Source organism: Nocardia niwae NBRC 108934 = DSM 45340, from assembly GCF_001613465.1.
GTDB lineage: Bacteria > Actinomycetota > Actinomycetes > Mycobacteriales > Mycobacteriaceae > Nocardia > Nocardia niwae.
Genome location: NZ_BDCK01000028.1, coordinates 79,311 through 102,772, shown reverse-complemented (window position 1 = coordinate 102,772; position 23,462 = coordinate 79,311). Strand labels below are relative to the sequence as shown.

The window sequence follows — 23,462 nt, the reverse complement described above, 5'->3', positions numbered from 1 at the left end:
GTCGTGCCTCTCTGATAGGGGTGTGGGAACTGCTGTGGTTCAGGCGGATGCGGCGAGCGCGTCGGTGATGACGGCCGCGACTTCATCGGGGTGGGTCTGCATCACCAGGTGTGGTCCGTCGATCTCCACGACCGTGCGGAACCCGGCTCGCCGGTAGCCGAATCGTTCCACGTCGGGGTTGATGGTGCGGTCGGCGCCGGACACGATGCCCCAGGCCGGTTTCGACTTCCACGCGGCCGCCGAGGCGGGCTCGGTGAACGCGATCGCCGACAACGGCCGTTGCGAGACCGCGAGCACCGCGGCCTTCGCCGGGTCGAGGCCCGCGGCGAAGACCTCGGGGAAGGCGCTGATCTCGACCGAGACGTCCGTGCCGGGCTCGGCGCCTGCGATCGGATATGGCGTGTAGACGAGGTGGGCCGCCAGCACGGAGTCCGGGAACCCGCCCTGCAACTGCCCGAGACTCTCGCCTTCCGCCAAGGCGTAGCCGGACACGTAGACCAGGCCGACGACGTTGTCGGCGACGCCCGCGACGGTGATGACGGCCCCGCCGTAGGAGTGCCCGGCCAGCAGCACGGGGCCGTCGATCCGCTCCACGAACGACTTGATGTAGGCCGCGTCCGCCGAGAGACTGCGATTGAATACCGGGGGCGCCAGGACGCGATGGCCCTGGTCGAGCAGCCGTTCGGTGACGGGGGACCAGCTCGAGGCATCGGCGAAAGCGCCGTGTACCAGGACGATGGTCGGACTTGCCGGGGCGGCCATGGCGTTCCTTTCTCCAGCGCGCATGAGTGGCGCTGTGGCCGACTCAGTCTCGTCCGGACGCGCCTGCGCGCGCCCCTCCGCACGGGCCACAAATGCCTCCGATCAGGACACGGCCCGCTCCATCGCCTGCTCCAGTGGGGCGGTGGACCGGAAGCGCTGCTGGTATTTGCTCGGGGAGATGCCCAGGCGCGCCACGAACGCGCGGCGCAACGCCTCGCTGGTGCCGTACCCCGCGGCCATGGCGGCTTCGGTCACGCTGTACCCGGCGTGCAGCATGTCCCGGGCGGTGCCGAAGCGGATGAACGCGACGTACTCCGCGGGCGAGCGTTCGAGTTCCGCGCGGAACAGCCTGGTCAGATGCCGGACGCTGACCCGCGCGTGGGCGGCCAGGGTCTGCACCGTGTGCGGGTACGCCGGGTCCGCGCAGATCAAGTCCACCACTCCGCGGACCAGCGGGCTGCGGGGCAGCGGTCCGCTCAGCGACGCGGAGAATTGGGATTGACCGCCCGCGCGCTGCATGTAGACCACCAGCGCCTGCGCCACGTGCCGCGCGACGTCGGCGCCGTGATCTTCTTCGACCAGCGCGAGTGCGAGATCCACGCCCGCGGCAACCCCGGCGGAGCTGTAGAGGTTGCCGTCCCGGACGAAGATGGCGTCCGGGTCCACCTCGATCGACGGGTAGCGCCGCGCGAGGTCGGCGGCGAATTTCCAGTGCGTGGTCGCGCGTCTGCCGTCGAACAGGCCCAGATCGGCCAGCACGAACGCGCCGCTGCAGATGGATGCCAGCCGCCGCGTGTTGCAGGACAGGCGCCGCGCGGCCGCAAGCACCTCCGGCGTCATGAATTTGCCCGGGGGCAGCTCGCTGCCCGGGATCACCACCGTGTCGAAGCGGCCCGCGTCGGCTGCCGCGCAACTGACCTCGACCCGCGCGCCGATCGAGGTCTGGGCGTCTTTGCCGTCGGCCGAGACCAAGACCACCTCGTAGCCCGCCACCGACTGATTCGCCTCGACGAAGACCTCCGCGGGCCCCACGAAGTCGAGCATCTTCACGCCGTCGAAGACCAGGATGCCCACGCGTTTGCTGGGCGGGGCGGCGAAGTTGTAGGACATGTCAACAGTATTGTGGAGGTGCGGCTCCAGAACAAGTGATGTGCCCGGCCTCGCACACCGATTGGTACGGTGAGCGCATGGGACGGCCGCGACAGTTCGACGAATCGAACCTGCTCGACGCCGCGACCGAGCTGTTCTGGTCGAAGGGTTTCGACAGCACGTCGGTGGAAGACGTGTCGCTGGCGACCGGCGTCGGGAACGGGAGCATCTACGCCGCCTACGGCAGCAAGCGCGGCCTGTTCCTGGCGGCGTTCGAACGCTATTGCGAGCGCCGTGCGCGGCTGGTCCGTGAGGCCATCGGTTCGGCGGGCGGTTCGGCACGCTCCGCGGTGCGCGCGCTGTACCAGGCGATCATCGAAGACTGCGCGGCGCAGCCGGATCGGCGCGGGTGCCTGATGATCAACAGCATCGCCCAGCTCGCCACCCGGATCCCCGAAGTCACCACCATCGGCACCCGGACCACCACGGACATGGAGCGGGGCGTCGCCGACCGGCTGCGCCCCGCCATGCACGACGCCGGAGCCTGCGACGAAGCCACGCTCTCGGCCGTCAGCGCCAATGTCGTGGTGGTCGCCCAGGGCCTGATCCAACTGAGCCGCTTGGGATTTCCCCCGCAGCGCTTGCAGGAGATCGCCGACGTGTCGAGTGCCGCGCTGCCGCAGGCCTGGGCCGACCAGCCCGTCCGCTGACCAGCTCCATGGCGCCGACCGTCACCCGTCGCGCGCACCGGTCCGCACGGCCGCGGCGACGATCATCGAAGGCGCCCGGCCGGGCGCCCCGCAGTGCAGGAGGTCCCATGCTGTCGACCATCGTGATGACGGGAGCGAGTCGCGGGATCGGCCGCGTCGCCGCGGAGCGCATCCTGCACGCGTCGCCGCACACGCATCTCGTCGTCGCCGCCCGCGGCGCCACCGGCGCGCTACTGGCCGCCGAACTCGGGGCGGGCGGGCGGCGGGTATCGCATGTCGAGGTGGACCTCGGCGCGCCCGACAGCGTGCGTTCGGCCGCGGCCGAGATCCACGGCAGCCTCGACCGGGGCGAACTGCCGCCGCTACAGGGTTTCGTGGGCAACGCCGGAATGCAGTACACCAACGCGCTCACCGAGGGACCCGGCGGATTCGAGTCCACCTTCGCCGTCAACGTGCTCGCCAACCATCTGTTCGTCCGCCTGCTCGAGGATCGCTTCGCCACTCCGGCCCGGATCGTGATCACCGTGAGCGACACCCACTTCGGCGACTTACGGCACAACTTGGGTATGGTCCCCGGTCCGGTCTGGCAGCCCCCGGACGTCCTCGCCCGCCCCGGCGCGTTTCCCGATCCGCGTACCACCGCCGCCGGACGCACCGCGTACTCGACGAGCAAACTCGCCGCCGTCTACCTCGTGCACGAGTACGCGCGCCGCCTGCGGGCCGGGATCGATGTCATCGGTTTCAACCCGGGGTTCGTCCCGGGCACCGGCCTCGCCCGCAACGCGGGCCCGGCGTCCCGGTTCGCGATGCGCCGCATTCTGCCGGTACTGACCCTGACCCCGTTCGCGACCAGCCGCGCGGCCGCGGGTCGCTACCTGGCCGACGTCGTCCTCGGCGCCACCGCCGCGCCGACCGGCGCGTACGTCGACCGCGGCCGGGTGGCCCGCTCGTCGGAGGAGTCGTACGACCCGCGGCGCGAAGCCGAACTCTGGGACGCTCTCGAGCGTTTCATCGCGCCCTATGCCGCCTGAGTGGAGAGCGCCGCGCTGCGCCGACGGGTCTCTCGCGCGGCCCGTGCTCGGTGCGGCTGCTGCGATCAGGCGGGATTTCCGCGCGAGTGCCGCCGCGGCCCGGCGATCTCCAGCCAGGAACTCATCTCTTTCTGCTCGATGCTGGTGATGTTCTGTGCCAGCACCTGATCGCGGCCGACCGGGTCGTCATAAGGCACGGCGCCGGTGTGGAACAGCCGGCGTTCCGCTTCCACGGCTTCCCGGTGATAGCGCCGAGCCTTCACCGCGGCGCGCGAATACCACTCGTGGGAGCGGTCGGCCACGTCCGAGGCGTACCGGTCTTCCGTCGCGTCGCCGCCCATGGAACCCCTTCACTTGATCCGCACGCCGTCCGTGTGGACAGCACCGGTCGCGTGGTCCGCCACGAGCCGTCGCACCTCGTCCGAGCCCGGAAGCTGGAATTGCTCCATCAGCGTCAACGCGGACAACCAATACCCGCGCGCGTGTTTCGAACGTCCGCGCAGGGCCGCCGCGGAACCGAGACCGCGCAGGGCCCGCACTTCCTCGATGCGGCTGCCGCACGCCCGTGCCTTTCTCCGCGCCGCGCCGAACCGCGCCGACGCGTCGGCCGGATCGCCGCGCAGACGAATCTCCCCGAGGCAGTTGAGCGCCATACTCATGTCGAGATCCAAACCGAGCGAGGCGAATTCGGCGATCGCGGGTTCGAGGTGCTCGGCCGCTTCCCCGGCCTGGTTCAGCGCGGCCAGCGAGCAACCGATCTCGCGCATCATGATGGCGGCGTTGCGGCGCATGCCGTGCTGCTGATAGACCGCCAGCGCGGCGCGCGCTTGCTCGACCGCCTCGGTGTACTGCCCGCGCAGGTAATGGATCCAGGCTTGATGGCCCCGCGTGTGACTGGCGCCGATGTCGTCGCCCAATTCGGTGAGCAGGGCCAGCGCGTGCCGATACTGCTCGCAGGCGCGGTCGAGGTCGTTCCGCATGGCGAACGCCAGTCCCAGATTGTTGGAGGTGGTGGCCTCCCACCAACGGTCGCCCGAGCGGCGAGCGCACGCGAGAGCGTCCTCGTGGGTCGTTATCCAGGGGTCGCAGCGGCGGGTGTGGAAGAAATAGCCGCGCAGGATGTGCGCGAGGTGGCAACCGTATTCGTCGTGTCGATACGCCCTGGCGGCCCGGGCGAGGGCGACCAGCGCGGGCTCTTCGGCGTCGAGCCATTCCAGCGCCGCGGCCGGGTCGGCGAATCGCGCGACGACGTCGTCGCCGATGTCGCCGGGCAACGGCACCCGGTTGCGATGCGGTGCGATCAGCGCATCGGCGGCGTCGGCGGTCCTGAGGTAGAGCGCGAGGACACGCCGTAACGCCGCGCCGCGCTCGGCTTCGGAGAGTGCGGTGGCCTCGTCGGCGGACAGCTCACGCAGCAGATCGTGGATGCCGTAGCCCTCGCCGTCTCCGGCGAGGAGGAGATGGCGGTCCCAGAGTGCGTCGAGTCGTTGCCTGCCCACGCGTACGGTTGTGCCCGCCAGCGCCGCGGCCACCTCGGGGGTGTACCGCCGGCCCGGGTGCACCGACAGCAGCCGGAACAGCCGGCGCTCGGAGTCGCCGAGTTCCGCCAGTGCCGTACGCAGAACCGCGGCGACACTGCGGTCGCCGTCCGAGAAGGTAGCGATGCCTTCGGCGTGAGTGGTGAGCTGCTCGAGCACGCCGCGATACCCGAGGTGCGGTTTACGGCGGTACATGCTCGCCGCGATGTGAATGGCCAGCGGTAGGTTGCCGCACCGCTCGACGATCTGCTCGACCTCCTCGGCCGCGGGTTGGCCGGGCGCGGCGTTCGGCGTGGCGGTCTGCAGCAACAGGTCCCGGGCGTCGGCGTGGGTGAGCGGGTTCAGGTCGATGTGGACAGCGGCATCGACGGAGGCCAGCCGATGCCGGGTGTTGACGATCACCGCGCAACCGGCCTCGGACGGGAGCACGGACATGACCTGATCGCTGTGCCGCACGTTGTCCAGCACCAGCAGGATGCGTTTGCCGCGGGTGCGCCCGCGATACAGCGCTGCCCGGTCCGCGAGCCCCACCGGTATCGCCTTGGCGTCGACCTGGAGATGCCGCAGCAGCCATTCCAGCAGGTCCTCCGGGCGCGTCGGGCTGACACCGGTCGTGTCCCCACCCAGATCGCGGTAGACGCATCCGTCCGTGAAGACGGACATCAGCTGGTGGGCGGCGTGCAGGGCGAGTGCGGTCTTGCCGACCCCCGGCATGCCCCGGATCATGCAGATCTGCGCGGAATTGCGCTGTGCCGGGTCCCCCGCCAGCACCGCGAGGATCCTGGCGAGCTGCGCCGCGCGGCCGACGAGCCTCGGCGAGGGCGGCAGCCCCAGCTCGGCCAGTGACACGGGCTGCGCCGCGCGATTCTCTTTCGGCGCGGGTGCTTGCGCGAGCAGGGCTCCGCCGGTGGCCAGTTCGCGCTCGCAGGAGGCGATGAAGTTCGGGGACACCGGTCGCTGTCCGGCCTCGATGCGGCTGATCACCGATTTGTCGCAGTGCACGAGGTTGCCGAGCTCGGCCTGCGACAAGCCGCGAAACTCGCGCCACCGCCGCAGTTCCCGGCCGAAGGCTCGCCTGCTCGCCGCCGGGCCTGCAACCTCGGCGCCTGCGGCCGCCTCTCGCGGCACGCGGTTCGGCGGAGTTGCGGGTTGCGATCCGACCGCCATCACGCAACCCCTCCCGTATCGGATCAGTCGGCTGGAAACTGGCGAACGCCAGGCGCATCAATTGTTGCGAACCGCGCCGCCGCAGCCAAGAGACGAAGGCGAGAGAACCGGTGCCCCAGATTATGACCATTCGCCGTCGGCACGACAGGACGACTCGGGATGATACCGACGGCAAGTATCCGAGCTTGTCGTGCCCTTCCCTCGTCCTGCCTCTCACGTCGGTGCTGCCGGAGCCCGCCGCGGACTTCGGCCGGCCGCGGAATCCGGCGCTGTCGCCGGTCACCGCTCGACTGCGCGCGCTCACCCAGCGGCTGCGCGACGAGATGCCCACCCCCTCCGCCGTCTCGGCGGCATTGGCCGCCGCCGCAGCCGAGCTCGCCGCACTGATTCCGGCCGGTGTTCCGGTCGTCGCCCAGGTGGAGACCACGTCCGAAGTCGAGGGAAGCATCGACTACGACCGCTACTTCGGATTCGTGCGGGTGGCCGAATTGCCCCGCGACGTGCTGGCCGCACAGATCGTGATCACCTGCGCGGCGGTGCTGGCCGAGATGTCCACCGCCCCGATCGCCTTGGACGAGAGCATCAGCGCGCTCGACGCGATCGGCGCGATGCTGGCATGGTGTGCGACGACGTCGGTGACCGTGCGCGAAACGGTGTCGCGCGTCGCGGGCCGGCCGTTCGCCGATGCCGCCGTCGAGGTCCGGGCCGAATACCGTTGGATTATCGGGCATCACCTGTTCAACCTGTCGACGGTGTTCTGTCTCGCCGAGATCCAGCGCGCGCAAGCGAGCGCCGTCGCCGGTGACGACAGCGCGACCGCCGATGCCCTCCTCGCCGCCGCGCGCTACCTGCGCGCTACCACTGCCGCGATGTGGTTCGCCGGAGCCTTCCCCGCGGAGATCTATCTGCGGCACGTCCGCCCCTCGATGGCCGTCCTCAGCGGACGCGAGACCGGGTTCTCCGGCACGCAGAACCTGGACTATCACCGGCTGCGCCGGGCGATCGATGTCCTGCGCGTCGCTTTGGCCGCCACGCCGGTTCGTGGATCGGCGGTGTTGCGGTCCGCGCACGCCGTGTTCACCGAAATCGAGATCCAGGACGTCGAACACCACATCCTCATCGCCGCCGCCAAGGTCGGCGGAACCGAACCCTCGCTGCTCTCGCACGCGAATCGCACCGAGCTGCCCGGCCACATGGATCTGGTGCCCGCCGTGGAGGTCCTGCGTGACCTCGCCGAACAGCGCAGAGCGAGCCGGGAGTACGGAGCATGAACACTTCCGGCGAGGCCATCGAGTTCGACCCTGATTCCGTTCGACGCGCGCCGCGAGCGGTATGGCCCGACACGTTCCAGGCGACCGCGAACGGACGCCACTACGCCATCTTCCGCAGCGGCGCGAAATCCTTCGCCGTCGAGCGGTTCTGCCCGCACAAAGGTGCCGACCTCACGCGCCGCGGCCTGCCGGATTTCGGCCTCGGGGTGGTCACCTGTCTCGCCCATGCCCATGCCTACCGGCTCTCCGACGGCGCGTGCACGAGAGCCGATTCCTGCAAGGTCCTCCCGGTATTCCCGGTGGACCCGACCATGCCCACACCAACAGAACCGGAGGAAACCACGTGAACACCGAGAACCCGACGCCGCAATTCCTCGGCAGGACCGTCCGCTACACCGTCGACGACGCCGTGTTCGAGCGACATCCCTCCTACCGGGTCGGCGTTCTCGTCGCCCGCAACGTCCGCAACGGCGAGTCCCAGCCGCCGCTGGTCGCGGCGTTGCAGCGAGCCTGCGCGGACCTGCAGGAATCCATCGACATCACCGCCATCGCGGCCGACCGCCGCATCCATCCCTGGCGCGAGGCCTTCCGGGCCTTCGGAGCCCGGCCCAGCGACTTCCGCCCGTCGGTGGAGGCGCTGGCCCGGAGGGCGATCCGCGGCTCGCTGTCGTCGCTCGGCCGTCTCATCGACATCGGGACCGTCATCAGTCTGCGTCATCTCGTCCCCATCGGCGGCCATGCGCTCGACGACGTCGACGGCGACATCATGCTGCGCCTGGCGACCGGCGGCGAGACCTTCTCCGCTTTCGGTTCGACGACCTCGGAGCGGCCGATCGCCGGGGAAGTGATCCTCGCCGAGGGCAGCACGGTCCTCACGCGCCGCTGGGTGTGGCGGCAGTCGGAGCACACTGCGATCAAGCCGGATTCGCGGAATCTGCTCTACAACGTGGACGTCCTGCCGGACCTGCCGGACGTGGACGCGATGGCGATCGCGGTCGAACTGGCGAAACTGGTCGCCGAATACGCGGGCGGCCAAGTGGCGGTCGATCTGCTCGACGCGACCCACCGATCGACCACGGTGACCTTCTGACCGGCGCCGCTGCCCGGGCGCCGAAGCCACGAATCCGGCGTCAGCGCACGAGGGTCGGATCGCCCCACGCGAGAGCCGGTAACTTGGCGCGGCGACCGCCGACGAGCATCGCACCCGCCAGCATGGGACTGGCGACGGTATCGGGTCGGTACGCGACGAGCCGCAACCGGAGTACCCCGCTCACTTCGTATCGGATGTGTCCTGGGTCGCCGTGCGTCGCGCGGACCAGCTTCTGCGGATCGTTGTCCAGGAAAACCTGGAAGTAACCGATCTGACCGGCGTCCTCGGCATCGTCGAGGACGCCGACCGTCGCCTCGAAGAAGCGGAATTCCCGGCCCAGGTTGTACTCGATCGCACTGCGCGGATCACCGCAGAACATCGAGCAGCGGTGCAGGATGCTGTCGCCGTAGTGCTCGCCGTTCAAGTCCGCGCTGCCGAAGTAGAGGTCGGGGCCGCGGGTCACCGGCTGCAGGGCCGCGGTGAGCAGTCGCTTCCGCGGCGCAGACGAGGTGGCGGTAGACACGCCCGGCGCCTGCGGAGACGAGGTCGCGGCGGACGCGCTCGGAGCCTGCGTCCGGCTCGCGAAGGGCGATCCGACGAACCGGGCGCGCGTCGGCATCGGGTACTTCGGTATGCCGGTGAACGCGATCAGCAGATCGGCGATGCCGTCGAGCGTGAACTCCTCCACCTCATATCGGGTGGTCGAATGCGCGGCCAGAAAGGTGGGAATTTCGTCCACGGATCGGCCCGGCAGTACGACCGGGAGTACGCGCCTGGTTTCTTTTCGCAAATTCCTGGTGAGATTGTCGCGGATGATCGCGGCCTCGAACTGCGCTCCACGCCCTTCATCCGCCGGTGCGGCGCCGTCCGCGCGGCGTTTGTATTCGGGTGAGGCGATGATCAGAATGAAGTCGGCTTCGGTGAGCTGGTCGATGGCCCACAGTGACCAATCGCGCCGCCCGTCGTCATACCAGACGTCCAGGTGCGCATCCACGCCCGCAGTTTCGCGGAGGAATGTACAGAACCGCCGCACCGACTCTTTGTGCTCGTCCGAATCGTGGGAATAGGAAACGAACACCCGGGGTGCGACAGGGTCGCCGCCGGGCGCGGTGTCGACCGCTTGGTCGTCCGTGCTCATCCGAGCACCTCCTCATCGAAGTCCCTGCGCGCGACCCGGTCTCGTGTCGACCGCAGCGCGGCCGGGACACGGCTGATCCGCGCTCGACGAGAATAACTCGGGACTGCCGTCTCCGGTGATGGCCGGGTGGGATCATCCGGGAGGCGGCGTTTCGCGCAAACCGCGCGCCGGAAATAAACAGACCGATCCGGATGTGTTTCGCCCGGCGAATTGATTGCCGGAAACATGCGACCGAGGTCGCTCCTGGGCTCGGGCGACCCCGGCGGAACATAATCTCCTTCGGAACGGTATCCATCGTTCGTACAGAAATCGAAAAAGCGAAATGATGAGGATCGGCGTCCGCCGCTCTATGATTTTCCCCGGCGAGCGCTTTCGGCTGCTCCCCGTTCAGTCGACAAAGCTGGAGTCTTCGTGAACTTCGTCAAAGAAAAGCCCCTGTGGGTTGCTGCATTCGGTGTCGTCGCCCTCGTGGTAGTCGGGCTCGCCAATCTCGACGGCGCGTTGTCGTTTCTCGACCGGATCCGCGGTGACGAACCGTCCGCCCTGCCCGCCGCCACGGAGACGACTCGGGTGTCCGCGATCGGACCGTCGGTGACGAATACGCCGCAGGCGACGCCGACCACGTCGGCGGCGGCGACCACGACGTCGTCCGTCCGTCCCGCCCCTTCGGCGACCTCGGCCGCGCTGGCTCCCTCCAGCGACGGGTGGTACGACCTGGTCGAGTATCAATCGGTCAGCTGGGCGAACGGGTTCGATCCGGTCGATCCCATCCGGATCGGAGCCGTGTCCTTTCCCAGCAGCATCGTGGGCTTCTATCCGTCGAGCGCCTCCGATCCGATGAACCGCGCCACGTGGACGATCGGCGGGCAGTGCGATCGGTTCTCGGTCTGGATCGGCAAGGACTCGGATTCACCGTCGTCCGCCGGTGTCGGGCGATTCGTGGTGCGGGTCGACGACCGGGACGCGTTCACCGCCGAGAAGTCGATGACCGATCCGGCCGAAGAAGTGGATCTCGACATCTCGGGGAAGATCCGCCTGACGCTGTTCGATGCGAGGCGCTCGCAGGACGCGAAGAACGCGTGGGGTCGTCCCCGGGTCCATTGCTCCGCGCCGCCCGGGCGGAAACGATAGTTCTGTTCCGGTGCGGGCCGTTCGTCGCCTCAGAGGTAGGGGAAGCAGTCGATATCGCGGTGCGTGAAGCAGGGCTGCTCGACCGGTCGCAGCCAGCGGGCCGGGACTCGGAGTGGTTCGACCTCGGGCAGGCGCACCGGCCGGTCCTCACCGTCGAACAAGGTCCCGCGCACCCGGAACACGCCGACCGGCAAACCGAGATCCTGAGCTTGCTCGGCGGTCAGGACCACCGCGATGCGCGAGTTCGCGGTGATCCGCAGGCCTTCGACGGTGATCGGCTCGCTGCTGTGGTCGATACCGGTGACGGTGAGCCGGAACCGGCCGCCGCGCAGCCACGACCACGCCCAAGTGAGGGAGCCCGGCTGGTCGCAGTCGGGGTACCGACTGCGTGGCAGGCGCTGCGGGACCAGCACCATATAGGTGCACCCGACCTCGATATCGCGGGTCCGCATACCTTTCAGCGTGACCGCGGCACCGGCTCCTCGCAAGGAAACCGGCAAATCATGCGCACTACCTCGGGGTGGAGCCGAAGGTGACTTTGCCGCCGATCCGTCCGAGGGTGGCATTCAGCAGTTGCGATCGGGTCGCTTTCCAGCGGTTCAACAGGGGAGCGAGGGGGCGGGGGTCGACGTCGCGGAGAGCCTCGGTGAGCAGGCGGATGGGCTCGGCGCACGAGTCGTAGCGGTCGGCGGGATCCTTCGCGAGCGACCGGTGCAGGATCACGTCGACTTCGGGCGGGATCCAGCGGTGGCGGCCGGCCAGCCGCGGGGGCGGTTCGTGGAGTTGCGCCTCGGCGGTCGCCATGAGGTTCGCGCGGGAGAACGGCGTGTGGCCGGTGAGCAGTTCGACGGCCGAACAGGCCAGCGCGTACTGGTCCGTCGCCGGGGACACCGTGTCCGCTCGCAGCAGTTCCGGCGCGGCGTACGGAACCGATACGACGACGAACCCGTGACTGGCCAACGGCGGCTCGGGCCGGTGCAGCCATCGGGCCGAATCGAAGTCGGAGATCTTCACCGTCGCCGGTTCGTCCGTCCCGACCAGCACGTTCGCCGGTTTCACGTCGAGATGGACCACGCCGTTGGCGTGCGTGAAGTCCAAACCGGCCGCGACATGGGTCAGCACGTGGAGCACCTGCCGCAGGTCCGGGCGCCGATGCGGCGAGGGCACCAACGTCGACACCGTCGCGCCCGCCACGTACTCGTGGGCCGACCACAGCCTGCCGTCGGTTTCGCCGTGCGTGTACATCCGCACGATGTCGGGGTGCCGCAGCGCCGACAGGATGTCGAACTCGTGCACGAATCGTGCGCGCGCCTCCGGCGACCGGCTGTCTTCCGGCCCGAGGATCTTCAGTGACACCGGCCGCGACCATTCCGGGTCCTCGGCCAGATACACCTCGCTGCTGCCCCCGTGCCCCAGCCGGGCTCGCACGACGAATCCCGCAAACTGGTCACCTGGTTCGAGCGGCATCGCCCCACCATAGTGCGCAGATCTCGGCCGTACGCCGCTGTTCGCCCTCGTGTGCCCAACGGCACTGCGACGTCGCGGGACTGCGAATGGCGTCCGTCATGCGGTGACGAGCAGCCCGCCGGCCCGGCGGTCGTGACACGTCAGGCCGGCAGGCGGAGTCGAGCGAGCGTCAGACGAGGGTGACCTTCAAGGTGTAACCGGCGGGCCCGCCGTCGGCGGAGGAGACGACGACCTGGTAGTCGTTGCCGTCGGCCACCAGATCGGCGTGCGGGACCTCGTTCGCGACCTGCGGCCCGATCAGCGGGGCCACCGAGACGCGGGCGTTGCCGCTCACGTCGAAGCTCAGACGCTGCCCCGGCGCCGTGGCGATGGAGTAGCTGTCGGACTTGCCCTGCGCGACGTTGCCGGTGGCCTCGGTGCCGTTCTGGCCGGGTGCGATCTGCAGGCGTTGCACCACGCCGGGTACCCCAGGAATACCGGGCGCGGCCTGGGCCGTCGCGGCCCCTCCGGCCGCGGTGAAGCTGACGACGGCGAGCACCGCGGGCACGGCACCCACCAACGAACGAAACAGTCGAGATGCGGTCATGGGCATCATCTTTCCTCAGCACGCCCACGAGAACTCATGCGGCTGCGAAAAATAGCCGGCTCCGTGCTCAGAGCTGTGCTGTGGCTCGGTGAACGCGAAGGTCCCGTGTGCTTGGGGATCAGGTTGTCGCGACGACGATCTGCTCCGATTCGGCGGGTCGCAAGCCGTCGGTGCGGTCGGCGAAGTAGCGGGCGGTCAGCTCCGCTGCGGAGATGTGCCGGGCGGCGGGGAACCCGGCGTCCCGGGCCAGCCGCACCAAGTCGCCGGGCCGGAAGAAGCTGAGGAAGGGGGTGCCGGAGCGGCGGGCGCCTTCTTCGGCGAACCGGCGCAGTCGCTGCTCGTCGGGGTCGACCAGTTCGAGCGGCAGCAGGAATGTGGTGGCCAGGGTGGAGCCCGGCGCGAGCGTCGACAATTGTCGCAGCGTCGCGATGTTCGCCTCGCGAGTCAGATACATCGAGACACCGGCAGAGGCGACCAGCGCCGGGCGGGTGGGATCGAAGCCGGCTTCGAGCAGCCGCTGCCACCACGCGTCCACCTCGAAGTCGACCGGCACCAGCCGCAGCCACGGCGGTATGTCGAAGCCGAGTTCGGTGAGCCGCTGCCGTTTCCATGCCTGCGGGCCGGGCTGATCGACCTCGAAGACGGTGAATCGTGCGGCGAGGTCGGGCCTGCGCTGCGCGAAGGTGTCCAGCCCGGCGCCGAGCACGACGTACTGATCCACGCCGCGCTGCGCCTGCTCGGCGAGCAGATCCTCGAGAAAACGTGCGCGCGAGACTATTCCGGCGCGCATCGGTGCGGTGGTGTGCGGTTCCATGTCCGGGCGCTGCCGCCAGCCGTCCTCCGGAGCGGCCAGGCGCAGGCCGACGCGGTCGTCGAACACGTGCGGGGGCGCGTCGTCCAGGACATGTATCGCGCGCCATAGTGCAACCCGGACCGCGGTGCTGTCCGGAGTGAGGGTCTCGTGTGCCACTGCTTACTCCTTGCCCGGCGCCTGCAGGCTCCACGCCCGTCCGTCGGGGTCGTGGACGGTCATTTCCTGGGTCCCGTAGTGGGTCGGCTCGAAGCCGGTGACGATCTCGACGCCCTCGCCCGGACGCTCCTCGGCGCTCGCGACCTTCAGCACAAGTCGGGTGCGTGCGGGCTGCGACTCCGGCACCTCGGCGACGAAGACGTAGGGGCCGTCACCGTTGCGGAACTGGCCGGAGTGGTGATCGGTCTCGAACTCGACCGTGAATCCCACCCCCTGCAGGAATTTCGCCATCCGGCCCCAGTTGTGGGTCTCCAGGAACACGGCCTCGATGCCCTCGGTGGTCATTATCGATCCTCTCCTGACGGTGCGTTCGGTTCGTCGTCGAGATAGGCGCGCAGCGCGGCGGTCACCAGCGCCGACAACGACATTTCCGACTCGATCGCCCGAAATTTGACCTGCTTGATCAGTTCGATCGGCAGGTAGACGTTGAACTGCTTCACTTCCTCACCCACGAGGTGATGCTAGCAAGTTAGCATGCTATCCGCTAGGACTCCAGGTGTGCGAAGTCCGCTCCGCTTCGGTGCGAAGGCAACGGCCTGCGTCCACAACGATCAGTTGTGGTTTCCGGCGATCCGTTGTTGGTGCCGATGCCCCTCGACCGGGTTCAATCCCCGGACATTGCAAGGCTGTTCACGGGAAGCGGGTGCCGGATATGTCGAGTTCGAATCTCGGGCGATCGTTCGGATGGTTGTGGGCCTCCTACGCGGTCAGCGCCTATGGGACCGGACTCGGGTTCGGGGCGTTCTCGGTCGTCGCCATCACGGTGCTGAACGCGGGTTCGGCGGAGGTGGCGGTTCTGTCGTCCGCCGGACTCGCGATCGGCGCGCTGCTGGCGGTTCCGCTCGGGCCGTGGATGGAGTTCCGCGCCAAGCGGCCGGTCATGATCGCCATGGACGTCGTCCGGTTCGCGGCATTGGCCTCCATACCGTTCGCCTACTGGCGGGGTGTGCTGACCTTCGCGCAACTTCTCCTGGTCGCCATCGTCGCCGCGGCAGCGAAGATCGCGTTCACCGCCGCCAGTGGCGCCTACCTGAAGACCATCGTCCCCGCCGATCGGCTTCTGCTGGCCACCAGTCGTTTCGAGTCCACCACCTGGTCGGCCACCGTCCTCGGGCCGCCGGTCGGCGGCGCCGCCATCGGGCTGCTGGGGCCGGTGACGACCATTGCGGTAGACGCGGCGAGCTACCTCCTCTCGGCGCTCGGCCTCACCGCCATCCGGGATCCCGAGCGGCCCCCGGCCCCGCGGGCGGTCCGGACGCGTCGATGGAGCGACATCGCCGAGGGGTGGCGATACCTCCTGACCCACGACACGCTGCGTCCGCTCTTCCTCAACACCGTTCTGGTCAACGGGCTGATCATGGCCGCGGAGCCGCTGTTGTCGGTGCTGATGCTCGCCGAGTTGCGGTTTCCGGTCTGGGAGTACGGGCTGGCTTTCGCCGTTCCCTGTCTCGGCGGCCTGATCGGGTCACGCCTCGCCCGCCGAGTCGTATCCCGCTGGGGCGAACAGGTGGTGCTGCGAGCCTTCGGCACGCTACGCGCCTGCTGGCCTGTGGGGCTCGCGTTCATCCAGCCGGGCGTGGCCGGGCTCGTGATCGTGATATTCACCGAATTCGGGCTGATCGTCTGCGTGAGCCTCTTCAATTCCGTCTTCGCCGCCTACCGGTTGCGCAACGTCGACGCCGACCGTCAGGCGCGCGTCCTCGCCGCCTGGTCGATCACCGGCAGCCTCGGCATCGCCGCGCTCACTGTGTCGTGGGGACTCCTGGCTCGACTCACCGGGCCGCGTGCGGCGATAGCACTGGCCGGCCTCCTGCTCCTCGCCACGCCGTTCTTGCTGCCGCGGCGTGACACCCACTCACCCGGCTTGCGGCAGGACGGCCGCGTCGTCCAGCGCGCTGATGAGGTGGGCCGGTCACCGCAGCTCCTCCGGAGGCGTGGCGGCGGCGAGCAGCGCTAGCGTCTCCTCGGCCGCTCGGTGCATCGATCAGTTGCACCACGCTGCGGTGGCGGCGCACCGGTAAAATGACGTACGGGTGAGTGGCGTGCCCCGGGCCGCCTTCCACGACCGAGCGGGCCGTGCGGCTCGAGAGCTTCGATTCGCCACTTCGTCTGAAGGGTGGTGGACAACATGAGTAGTGAAACCATGATGAGTCGGCATCCCGACATCGTGGAGCTGCGCGAGAAGTACGAGCGTGCTTCGGAGGCGCCGGACGCTCAGGCGGTCACCGGGTTGCTGTTCTTGACCGGGCTGTATCTCGCGATCTCTCCGTGGGTCGTCGGGTTCAACGGGTTCTCGACCTTGACCGTCAACAACCTCGTCTGCGGGATCGCGCTGGCGATGTTGGCCCTCGGATTCGCCTCGGTATACGGGCGAACGCACGGCATCGTGTGGGCCGCACCCCTGATCGGCCTCTGGGCGATTCTCGCCCCTTGGGTTGTCAGCGGTGACGTCGATACCACATCGACGATCTGGAACAACGTCGTCACCGGCGCGCTGGCGCTGCTGCTCGGCCTGGGCTCGATGGTCCTCGGGATGAGCCGGACCGGACGTCTCACCGGCCAGGCGCCTGGAACAGACGAAACTCGAGTCCGGCGACCGTCCGGACTGGGGCCGGAGACTTCCGCGCGATGAAAGAAGTCCATCCCGGCGGCGGCCAGGCACTGCGTCGGGCTGATCGAGCCGGCCGCAGGGGAGGCCGTGCCGGGCAGTGGTGACCGGCCCGGCGGGATTCGTCGGCGAGATCACCGTTTCCGAGAATTCGCATATCGAGACGCCCTTCGCTCCGGCTAAGATGAGCGCCGCTCAGTTTTGGTTGTGGAGCGGGAGGGTGTGGTGCCGCCGAAGGCTGTCGGCCAACGTCGTCGTCCGACTCAGGAGCGGGCGAAGGCGACGAGGGAGCACATTCTGGATACCGCCGCGCGGTTGTTCGGTGAGCGCGGTATCGCCGATACCTCGACGAACCGGATCGCGGCGGAGGCCGGTGTCAGTATCGGCACGGTCTACCGGTACTTCGCCGACCGGGCGGTCCTGGTGGACGAACTGCTCGAGCGGTTGCTCGAAACGGTCGAGCGGCGCTTCACCCAGCGCGTGTTCGACCTGTCGGGCAAGCCCGTGCAGCAGATCGTCACCGAAATCCTCGAGGTCATCACCGAGGAGTTGGTGGCCAACGCGAAGTTGGTGCGCGCGCTCGTGGCGGGAGTGCAGTTCTACAGCAGCGGGATCCCCGAATTCGAGCCGCGGCTTCGCCTGCTGGTCAAGGTGATGCTGATCCAGGTGCTCGGTCCGGGCGACGACCACCGGTACGACGTGATGACGTTCGTCATCATCAACACCGGCTTCGCGGCAGTGCTGCGCGCGTCGGCGCTCGAGGTCGACAGTGGCGCGCGCAGGGAGGCGATCGAGATGACGGGGCGGATGATCGGGGCATGGATGGAGGCCGAGGCGCGCGCCGCGGCCGTATGAAATCCTCTCCGCAAAAGTGAGCACCTGGTCATGTATCTGGGGGCGTGCAGCTTCCCGAATCGGACAGTAGCTCGTTGTTTTTGCTGGTCCGTTTCCTTTCCAGCGGGTGTCCGGAGGGTGTCGAAAGAGGAGTAGCAGCTGAGTTGTCGTGCGGTTTACCGTTTGACGGAGCGGACAGCGGGGGAGGCGGGTCCGACGAAACCGTGGCTCGACGGCGACGAGGAGGTCACCCGTGACGATCGGCAGAATCGCCCACTTCGAACCGGATACGGCGCGGCCGGTGCGGTCACCTCTGCGCGACACCGACGCGGTGACCAGGAAGATCGTGCGGCACCTGAAGGATTCCGCCGTCCTGCCGGGCGGCCCAGCCGACGCGACGATCCCCGCGGTGGTCCGGATGTGCCTGGAGTGGGCTGGTCAGCGGTTGAGCGGGCAGGCTTCGGTCGACCGCACCGAGGGCCTGTTGACCGCGGCAGCGGCGTGGGCTCGGCAAGGAATCTCCATCGACGCGATCCTTCATACGGTTCATGTGGGATTCAAGTTCGGCCTGGAGCTGCTGTTCGCCGAGAAGAGCGCCTCGGATCGCGTCGACATCGTCTCCGGCACCGCCGCCACGCTCGAGTTGCTGAGCCTGATCACCGCGACGATCGGCAAAGCCTATGTGCGGGAATGCAAAGCCGGTGCGGCCGAAGACCGAACCGCGGTGCTCACACTGACCTCCGCGCTGCTGGGCGGTCATGCGACCTCGGCGATGGCGCGCGAATCCGGCATACCGATCGCGGATACCTACATGGTGCTCGCCGTCGCGATACCGGCGCATCCCGACGAGAGCCTTCCCCAGCTCGATGGCCAAGTCGTCGCGCGGCGTAAACTCCGCCGTCTGCAGTCCGGCCTCGCCGATCTGTTCGACGGCCAAGCCCTGTCGCTGCTCTCGGTGGACGGAGGAACGATCCTCATCCCCGCCACCCGCTCCGGCGCACCCGATCTGGATGCCGTGGTCGACAAACTCTCGCACGCGGCGCGCGTGCCGATCACCGCCACGGTCGTCCCCGCCGACCCGCACCAGGTCGCCGCCGCCGCTGTGCAGGCCCACGAGTTGCTCGACACGGTCGAACAACTCGGACACGGACCCGGCGTGTACAGATTCACCGAGCTGGCGCTCCAATATCAGCTGACTCGCCCGGGCATCGGCCGCGATGTCCTGGGCACCCAGCTCGCGCCGCTGATGGATTATCCCGATCTGGTGGAGACGCTCAGGATTCACATCGGCAACGAATTGAATCGCCAGCGCACCGCTCGGCGGCTGAATGTGCATCCGAACACCGTCGATTACCGGCTACGACGAATCGCGGAACTCACCGGTCTGGACCCCTCCGACGCACGAGGACTGTGGTACCTGCACTCGGCATTGATCATCTGGACCAATGGCGGCGCCGAACGGCCGCAAGCCGAGATCCGGCGATTGGCCGCGCGCTGAGCCCGGCGCTATCGGCACTCGACAACCGGCTTCGAAGTGCCGACAATCTCCGCTCGTGTGACATACGCCGCGGATGCTCACGGAGGTGCATGCGGTGGCAGATCGAGTGCCCAAAGGACGTTTGGCCAGGGGCGGCCGGCTGGGCAGAATGGCGGCGGGGCAAGCCGTCCGCGGTGTCGGAGCCCGGTTGTCGATGGTCGGCAGAACCGAGGAAGCCCGGCGGGTACTCGCCGAACGTTCCACGCTGACCACGGCGCAGCAGCTGGTCACGGTGCTCGGCAGCATGAAAGGCGCGGCGATGAAGCTGGGCCAGATGTTGTCGGTGCTGGACGTCGATCTCATTCCGCCATCGCATCGAGAGCTGTTCCGCACCAAACTGGCCGAATTGTGCGACCGAGCTCCGGTGGTGCCGTTCGCGGCGATGCTGAAGGTCATCGAGGACGATCTCGGGCCACCGGCGCGAATCTTCGCCGAATTCGACGAGACACCGATCGCGGCGGCGTCGATCGGGCAGGTATACCGGGCACGGCTGCACGACGGGCGCACCGTCGCGGTCAAGGTCCAATACCCGGGCGTGGACGAGGCCATCCACGCGGACATGCGCAATCTGGAAGTGCTCAGCAAGCTGTGGAAATCCATCCTGCCCAGCGCTGCCGACAGCGCCGTGCTGGAGGAGATCGCCCGCAACATCGGCAACGAACTCGACTACCCACGCGAAGCCAGGACCCAGCACCGGGTGGCTTCGCGCTACCGCGATCATCCGTTCATCATGGTGCCCGACAGCATCGAAGAGCACTGCACGAGAAAGGTTCTCGTGACCGAGTTCGTCGAGGGCAGAAGCTTCCAGCAGATCCGGGATCTGCCCGGGGCCGAGCGCGACCGGCTCGGGGAATTGATCTACCGCTTCTACATCAGTTCGCTGTTCTGCGACAACGAATTCTGCGGTGATCCACATCCGGGGAACATCCTGCTCGCGGACGACGGACGGCTGGCCTTCGTGGATTTCGGGCTCTACGACCGCATGGACCCGGTGCATGTCGATTTCGAGCGCTCGTGCCTGCGTGCGGCCGGGGAACATCGCGCCGACGACCTGTACGAGGCGTGGGTGGGACGGGGCATCATCGACCCGGAAGCGGGCGTCACCACACAGGAATGCCTCGACTATGTATGGGCCGCGGCGGGCTGGCATCTGCTCGACGAGGAGATCACCATCACTCCCGACGTCGCCACCGGCGCCGTGATCCTCGCGGTCGACCCGCGAGCCGCCGAGTTCCGTGGGATGCGGCATCAGTCGCTGCCGCCGGAGCACGTCTTCTCCCGCCGCGCGGACCTGTTCACCTTCGCCGTGCTCGGCCGATTACGAGTGACCAACAATTGGCATCGCCTCGCCCGTGAGTGGCTCTACCAGGAGCCCCCGGCAACCGAGATCGGGCAGGCGATAGCCGAGTGGCGCGCGCACCGGTGAAGCCCTCCTCGCCGCAGGCACGCCAGCGAAGCCACCTCGTTGTGAGCGCAGGCCGGTCCACGCTCACGGCAGCACCGAACGCGGCATGGCGGCGGCGATCTCGCGCCGTGAGCGTAGGCCGAGTTTGGTCAGGATGCTGGACACATGGGACTGGATCGTGCGGCGGGACAAGAACATCTGCGCTGCTATATCCGAATTGGAGCAGCCCTCGGTCACCAGCGCGGCGACCTTGCGCTCCGTCTCCGTCAGTGCCGCCCAGCCGGTCTTGGGTCGGTTGCGCGGACCTCGCACGCCCAGCCGGATACCGTGCGGGCGCACGCGCGCGGCCGCGCGGGCACTGTCCCACGACGCGCCCAGGCGACCGTAGAGCCCCAGCGCCGTGTCCAGCGCGCCGCGGGCCTCTGCCTCTCGTCCCGAAGCGGCGAGCAGCACGGCCGCGTTCTCGTAGGTCTGCGCTTCGTACAGGGGCCACCCGGCCCGCTGGAACGCGTCGGCGGCCGCGGCCAAGGTTTCCGGATCGGCTGCCGCCAGACCTCGGCAGAGCAGCGCCGTTCCGGTGCGGCTCGCGGTCTGCTGCCGCGCCAGCAGTTCGTCCGCGCCCGCGACCACCGTGCGCGCCGCATCGTCGTCCCCGACCTCCGCGGCCAGCCGAGCGATGTCCGGGAAGATGTAGTGCAGGGTGGACGCGGTCAGGCCATCGGCCAGCCGCTGATGGGCGTCGACGAGAAGTTCCAGCGCTCGCCGCGGGCGGCCGCGCGCCTCGTGCGTCAGCGCCTCGACCCAGGGGTGCAGCTGCGCGTATCCGGAGCTGCCCAAGCGGTCGTCCGGCACGGGAATGTCCGCGGGGTCCGGCACGAACGTGCCGCGGTGAATGCCGATGAGTGCCGCCAGACAGTGGGCGACGGGCGCGTACCCGAGGACATCGGACGCCTCCACGCTCGCCGCGCATTCGGCCAGCGCGTCGTCCCAGCGACCGTCGAGCAGATACAGCCGCGCTTTCGCGAGCAAGTTGGGCGACAGGTAGACACCGTGCATCCGGCGGTTGTGCCCGATGGCCGTCCGCAGTGTCGCTTCGGCGTCGGCGAGCCGATCGAGTTCGATCAGGCAGTGCGCGTACAGCACGTACGGATCGAACTGGTCCGGTCCGGTGCCGTCCCCGAAGACGGTGAGAATCCGGGTGCTCAGATCCAGCGCCTCGTCGAGGTAGCCCTGGGTGTAGCGCACCGCGCCCAGCGCCATGAGACCATATCCGGTCGCCAGCGGGTTACCGGTGATCTGCCCCATCGACGCGGCCCGCAGGCCGGCCTGCTCCGCCGCCTCGAAACGCTCGAGGAAGAAGTTGTCCAGTCCGCACATGCCCAGGAGCCGGCCCGCGTCCTCGGCGCGCAGATCCATGGTGGACAGCGCCGTCTCCGCGACCGCCACGGCGTCGGCCAACCGGCCCTGGGACTGGCAGACCTGGACCAGCAGCCACGTCAGTTCCACATCGTGGTCGTCCGGTCGAGCGCGCAGCGCGGTGCGCACCACGTCTTCGGCGTCGGCGGCGCGGCCGTTCCACAGCAGTGCCCGGGTGTGCCAGCGGATCAGCACGTCGCGCACGGCGCCGTCGAGTTCGGTCGCGGCGGCGGCGCGGCTCAGCAGTTGCACCGCCAGCTCGGGCGCTCGCACGATCAGCTTGCCCGCGACGGCCCGCAGCCAGTCGAGGCTCGTCCGGTCCAGTTCGTGGCCGCCCGCCGACAGGTAGTACGCGACACGCTCGATCGGCGCGTCGGTCGCTTGCAGGACCTGGCCGGCCCTGCGCAGCAGATCCGAGCGCAACGAAACGGGCAACTGATCGGCCAGCACATCGCGCACGAGGTCGTGGCGGAACACCAGCTCCGAATCCATCCGCATGAGCAGCCCGCCATCCACCGCCTCGGTGACCGCCCGCCAGACGTCCAGGAGCGGGATGTCCAGCACCGCCGCCAGTTCCCCGACATTGAGGACGGGTCCCAGGGCAGCGGCCATCGGCAGCACGTCCCGCGTGGGACCCGAAAGCAGTTCCAGCCGCTGGGTGATCGCCTCCGACAGCGAGGCGGACGGCGGTTGGCCGGCGTCCGGCACTGCCGGAGCGGCGATTTCGGCGATCACCCCGATCGCCCGTGCACGCAGCAATGCGGCCACCAGTTCGGTGATGTGCAACGGATTTCCGCGAGCACCCGCCACCATTCGCAGCAGTCCCGGGCCCGGGGGAGCGCCGACCAGGTGCCGCACGAGCCCCGCCGCGGCCGGGCCGGTCAGCGCACCGAGCCGGATCGTCGGGGCCTGCCGTTCCACGAGTTCGGCCGACAGTGCGGCGAACGCCGGGTCCGTGGGCAGCGGGCGGCTCGCGAGCACCACCAGTAGCGGTTGCGCGTCGACGAGGGCACAGAGCCGCCGCAGTACCGACAGGCTCGACGGGTCCGCCCAATGGATGTCGTCCACGATCAGCGCCACCGGAGCGCCGGCGCACCAAGCGTCGACGCGTTCCAAAATCGCCTCGGTGACGGCGAACTCGTGGGTCGCCGCGGCGTCGCCCGCGCGATCCGCGCTGTGCCGCAGCGGGCGGCTCGGATCCGGACCGCCGCGGGGCGCGGCGCCGTCGACGGCCAGCCAGGAGGACACCGCGGCGAACGGCACGTCGCGCTGCAGTTCCCTGGCGGCGCCGGTACGCACGTGCAGGCCCGCTTCCGCGAAACCGGTAGCGGCTGCCTCGAGCAGCGCCGTCTTCCCGATGCCGGGCTCGCCCTCTACGAGCGCCACCGCGCCCTGTCCCGCGGCGACTCGGCGGGCCAGCGCCGCCAGGTGTTCGAGCTCGGCGTCCCGACCGAGCAAGACCGTAGCGGGGACCTTCTTCATGGGGGTGAGCTTAGGCACCTGCGGCGGCCGCGACCGGGGCAGCTCGAGGCAGACCGTACGGATATTTCTTTCCGATTCGACGGATGTTCCCGGCCCCGAGCTGCCATACCGTCCCGGAGGAGGTGCCCGATGACGCTCGGGCGGGCGCAGCAGTCGAATTACCGAGCAGA

23 protein-coding genes are annotated in these 23,462 nt (G+C 68.8%); 11 read left to right on the top strand and 12 right to left on the bottom strand.

Annotation, left to right across the window (positions count from 1 at the left end; all coding sequences use genetic code 11):
- Positions 1 to 39 precede the first annotated feature (39 nt).
- Positions 40 to 762 (bottom strand): alpha/beta fold hydrolase, encoded by a 723-nt coding sequence (locus NNI01S_RS20330; protein ID WP_063021695.1) that lies wholly within the window; start codon positions 760 to 762, stop codon positions 40 to 42.
- Positions 763 to 864: 102 nt separating this feature from the next.
- Complete coding sequence (locus NNI01S_RS20325; protein WP_063021694.1) at positions 865 to 1,872, bottom strand: GlxA family transcriptional regulator; 1,008 nt, start codon at positions 1,870 to 1,872, stop codon at positions 865 to 867.
- A 77-nt stretch (positions 1,873 to 1,949) separates the two neighbouring features.
- Here NNI01S_RS20325 and NNI01S_RS20320 point away from each other — a divergent pair, with 77 nt between their 5' ends.
- On the top strand, positions 1,950 to 2,561 hold the full coding sequence (locus NNI01S_RS20320) for a TetR/AcrR family transcriptional regulator (protein ID WP_063021693.1): 612 nt from the start codon (positions 1,950 to 1,952) through the stop codon (positions 2,559 to 2,561).
- A 107-nt stretch (positions 2,562 to 2,668) separates the two neighbouring features.
- Positions 2,669 to 3,592 carry an SDR family NAD(P)-dependent oxidoreductase gene (locus tag NNI01S_RS20315; RefSeq protein WP_063021692.1) on the top strand — a complete coding sequence of 308 codons (924 nt, stop codon included), beginning with the start codon at positions 2,669 to 2,671 and terminating at the stop codon, positions 3,590 to 3,592.
- A gap of 65 nt (positions 3,593 to 3,657) precedes the next feature.
- Here the strand turns inward: NNI01S_RS20315 and NNI01S_RS20310 are convergent, their stop codons facing one another.
- Both NNI01S_RS20310 and NNI01S_RS20305 read right to left on the bottom strand, forming a co-directional pair.
- Positions 3,658 to 3,933, bottom strand: a complete 276-nt coding sequence (locus NNI01S_RS20310) for a hypothetical protein (protein WP_063021691.1) — start codon at positions 3,931 to 3,933, stop codon at positions 3,658 to 3,660.
- Between the two features lie 9 nt (positions 3,934 to 3,942).
- A complete protein-coding gene (locus NNI01S_RS20305; protein WP_063021690.1) occupies positions 3,943 to 6,297 on the bottom strand; it encodes a helix-turn-helix domain-containing protein in 2,355 nt (784 codons plus the stop codon).
- Positions 6,298 to 6,482: 185 nt separating this feature from the next.
- Here NNI01S_RS20305 and NNI01S_RS20300 point away from each other — a divergent pair, with 185 nt between their 5' ends.
- Genes NNI01S_RS20300 through NNI01S_RS20290 form a run of 3 tightly spaced genes read left to right on the top strand, consistent with a single transcriptional unit; the run spans position 6,483 to position 8,658 of the window.
- A complete protein-coding gene (locus NNI01S_RS20300) occupies positions 6,483 to 7,568 on the top strand; it encodes a 3-methyl-L-tyrosine peroxygenase-related protein (protein WP_157114881.1) in 1,086 nt (361 codons plus the stop codon).
- Positions 7,565 to 7,915 (top strand): Rieske (2Fe-2S) protein, encoded by a 351-nt coding sequence (locus NNI01S_RS35425; protein ID WP_063021688.1) that lies wholly within the window; start codon positions 7,565 to 7,567, stop codon positions 7,913 to 7,915. Before NNI01S_RS20300 ends, NNI01S_RS35425 begins: the two co-directional genes overlap by 4 nt.
- Positions 7,912 to 8,658 (top strand): B3/B4 domain-containing protein, encoded by a 747-nt coding sequence (locus tag NNI01S_RS20290; RefSeq protein WP_063021687.1) that lies wholly within the window; start codon positions 7,912 to 7,914, stop codon positions 8,656 to 8,658. The genes NNI01S_RS35425 and NNI01S_RS20290 overlap by 4 nt, the downstream gene beginning before the upstream one ends.
- 40 nt (positions 8,659 to 8,698) lie before the next feature.
- On the opposite strand, the gene NNI01S_RS20285 is transcribed toward NNI01S_RS20290, so the two are convergent.
- A complete protein-coding gene (locus NNI01S_RS20285; RefSeq protein ID WP_063021686.1) occupies positions 8,699 to 9,796 on the bottom strand; it encodes an SEFIR domain-containing protein in 1,098 nt (365 codons plus the stop codon).
- Between the two features lie 411 nt (positions 9,797 to 10,207).
- On the opposite strand from NNI01S_RS20285, the gene NNI01S_RS20280 reads away from it, so the two are divergent.
- Complete coding sequence (locus tag NNI01S_RS20280; RefSeq protein WP_063021685.1) at positions 10,208 to 10,927, top strand: NPCBM/NEW2 domain-containing protein; 720 nt, start codon at positions 10,208 to 10,210, stop codon at positions 10,925 to 10,927.
- Between the two features lie 29 nt (positions 10,928 to 10,956).
- On the opposite strand, the gene NNI01S_RS20275 is transcribed toward NNI01S_RS20280, so the two are convergent.
- The 6 genes from NNI01S_RS20275 to NNI01S_RS20250 all read right to left on the bottom strand — a co-directional run bounded on the left by NNI01S_RS20275 (position 10,957) and on the right by NNI01S_RS20250 (position 14,462).
- Positions 10,957 to 11,379: a cupredoxin domain-containing protein gene (locus tag NNI01S_RS20275; RefSeq protein ID WP_063021684.1), complete on the bottom strand. Its 423-nt coding sequence runs from the start codon at positions 11,377 to 11,379 to the stop codon at positions 10,957 to 10,959.
- Between the two features lie 58 nt (positions 11,380 to 11,437).
- Complete coding sequence (locus tag NNI01S_RS20270) at positions 11,438 to 12,394, bottom strand: serine/threonine-protein kinase (RefSeq protein WP_063021683.1); 957 nt, start codon at positions 12,392 to 12,394, stop codon at positions 11,438 to 11,440.
- Positions 12,395 to 12,563: 169 nt separating this feature from the next.
- Positions 12,564 to 12,980, bottom strand: coding sequence for a hypothetical protein (locus tag NNI01S_RS20265; protein ID WP_157114880.1), 417 nt, complete (start codon positions 12,978 to 12,980; stop codon positions 12,564 to 12,566).
- A 118-nt stretch (positions 12,981 to 13,098) separates the two neighbouring features.
- Positions 13,099 to 13,950 (bottom strand): class I SAM-dependent methyltransferase, encoded by an 852-nt coding sequence (locus tag NNI01S_RS20260; RefSeq protein WP_063021681.1) that lies wholly within the window; start codon positions 13,948 to 13,950, stop codon positions 13,099 to 13,101.
- A 3-nt stretch (positions 13,951 to 13,953) separates the two neighbouring features.
- Complete coding sequence (locus tag NNI01S_RS20255; protein WP_063021680.1) at positions 13,954 to 14,295, bottom strand: hypothetical protein; 342 nt, start codon at positions 14,293 to 14,295, stop codon at positions 13,954 to 13,956.
- Complete coding sequence (locus NNI01S_RS20250; RefSeq protein WP_063021679.1) at positions 14,295 to 14,462, bottom strand: ribbon-helix-helix domain-containing protein; 168 nt, start codon at positions 14,460 to 14,462, stop codon at positions 14,295 to 14,297. The genes NNI01S_RS20255 and NNI01S_RS20250 overlap by 1 nt, the downstream gene beginning before the upstream one ends.
- Positions 14,463 to 14,662: 200 nt before the next feature.
- Here NNI01S_RS20250 and NNI01S_RS20245 point away from each other — a divergent pair, with 200 nt between their 5' ends.
- From NNI01S_RS20245 to NNI01S_RS20225, 5 genes are all read left to right on the top strand, one after another.
- Positions 14,663 to 15,967, top strand: a complete 1,305-nt coding sequence (locus NNI01S_RS20245) for an MFS transporter (RefSeq protein ID WP_063021678.1) — start codon at positions 14,663 to 14,665, stop codon at positions 15,965 to 15,967.
- Positions 15,968 to 16,138: 171 nt separating this feature from the next.
- Entirely contained in the window at positions 16,139 to 16,642 is a 504-nt protein-coding gene (locus NNI01S_RS20240) for an SPW repeat protein (protein ID WP_084489060.1), read from the top strand.
- Between the two features lie 201 nt (positions 16,643 to 16,843).
- Positions 16,844 to 17,473, top strand: a complete 630-nt coding sequence (locus NNI01S_RS20235) for a TetR/AcrR family transcriptional regulator (protein WP_063021708.1) — start codon at positions 16,844 to 16,846, stop codon at positions 17,471 to 17,473.
- Between the two features lie 232 nt (positions 17,474 to 17,705).
- The gene (locus tag NNI01S_RS20230; RefSeq protein ID WP_063021677.1) at positions 17,706 to 18,950 is read left to right on the top strand and encodes a PucR family transcriptional regulator; all 1,245 of its coding nucleotides are present in this window, start codon (positions 17,706 to 17,708) and stop codon (positions 18,948 to 18,950) included.
- Positions 18,951 to 19,044: 94 nt separating this feature from the next.
- Positions 19,045 to 20,415 (top strand): ABC1 kinase family protein, encoded by a 1,371-nt coding sequence (locus tag NNI01S_RS20225; RefSeq protein WP_063021707.1) that lies wholly within the window; start codon positions 19,045 to 19,047, stop codon positions 20,413 to 20,415.
- 63 nt (positions 20,416 to 20,478) lie between these two features.
- Here NNI01S_RS20225 and NNI01S_RS20220 read toward each other — a convergent pair whose 3' ends face one another.
- Positions 20,479 to 23,292, bottom strand: a complete 2,814-nt coding sequence (locus NNI01S_RS20220; protein ID WP_063021676.1) for a helix-turn-helix transcriptional regulator — start codon at positions 23,290 to 23,292, stop codon at positions 20,479 to 20,481.
- Positions 23,293 to 23,462 lie beyond the last annotated feature (170 nt).